The sequence below is a fragment of the Burkholderia alba genome (assembly GCF_034721475.1).
GTDB lineage: Bacteria > Pseudomonadota > Gammaproteobacteria > Burkholderiales > Burkholderiaceae > Burkholderia > Burkholderia alba.
Genome location: NZ_JAWJWL010000177.1, coordinates 1 through 449 on the forward strand (window position 1 = coordinate 1; position 449 = coordinate 449).

The window sequence follows — 449 nt, forward strand, 5'->3', positions numbered from 1 at the left end:
ACACGGTCGGCGGCACCGGCACCGGCTCGGCCCAGTCGATCAACGTCTACGGCCAGGTCGCGGCACAGGCCACGCCGAAGCCCGACACCTATCAGACCACCGTGACCGCGACCGTCTATTTCTGAACGGCTGGTCCGGCCTGCGTGCGGGCATCCGACACCGATGCGCCGCACACGGCAACGAGACAGGAGTTTCGCCATGAACGCCACCCAACGCTCCGTCGTCCCGCTGGTACTCGCCGCGAGTCTTGCGCTCGCGCCGTCCTGGCAGCCCGCGAACGCGGCCGTCTATTCGAACGGCACGGCCACCGCCACCATCCTCGTCACGCTGACGATCCAGGCGAACTGCACGATCGCGGCCAACCCGCTCGCATTCGGCACCACCGGCGTGCTCGCGTCCGCGCTCAACCAACAGACGACCCTGAGCGTCACCTGCTCGAACACCACGCC

At 68.4% G+C, this 449-nt stretch carries 2 protein-coding genes; both read left to right on the forward strand.

Going from position 1 to position 449, the window contains the following annotated elements:
• Positions 1-125: spore coat protein U domain-containing protein (locus tag RZR99_RS33095; protein ID WP_323123867.1), on the forward strand; the 125-nt coding region annotated here is incomplete at its 5' end.
• A gap of 73 nt (positions 126-198) precedes the next feature.
• Positions 199-449, forward strand: a 251-nt coding sequence (locus tag RZR99_RS33100; protein ID WP_323123866.1) for a spore coat protein U domain-containing protein, incomplete at its 3' end; no start/stop codon positions are given.